General features: G+C 63.7%; 1 protein-coding gene. It reads left to right on the top strand.

Features of this window, described 5'->3' with window-relative positions:
• Positions 1-173: TMEM165/GDT1 family protein (locus tag A3730_RS29735; RefSeq protein ID WP_197477477.1), on the top strand; the 173-nt coding region annotated here is incomplete at its 5' end.
• Positions 174-367: the final 194 nt, after the last annotated feature.

Genomic DNA, 367 nt, shown 5'->3' with positions numbered 1-367 from the left:
AGTTCAAGGACCAGTTCTGGCCGGTACTGAGTGGCTCCACCCTGGGCATGGTGGCCGCCAACCTGCCGGTGATCTGGCTGGCGCACCAGTTCGGCAGCAAACAATTCGAGACCTGGGCCCACCGCATCAGCGCGGCGCTGTTTGTCGGTTTCGGGGTCTGGGCGCTGGTGTAGGAACAANTGACGCCTGACGCCTGACGCCTGACGCCTGACGCCTGACGCCTGACGCCTGACGCCAANNAGCGTATGCTCACGCGCTATCCCTGCAACCCTGGTCGCGCTGCAGGGCGTCAACGTCTGGCGTCCGGCATCTGGCCTCTAGCGGAACTCATTCATGGCCCTCACCGCCACCATTTACAAAGCCGAGC

This window comes from Alcanivorax sp. HI0044 (assembly GCF_001634945.1).
The sequence above is the reverse complement of the archived record's forward strand: the minus strand, read 5'-3'. Positions and strand labels throughout refer to the sequence as shown.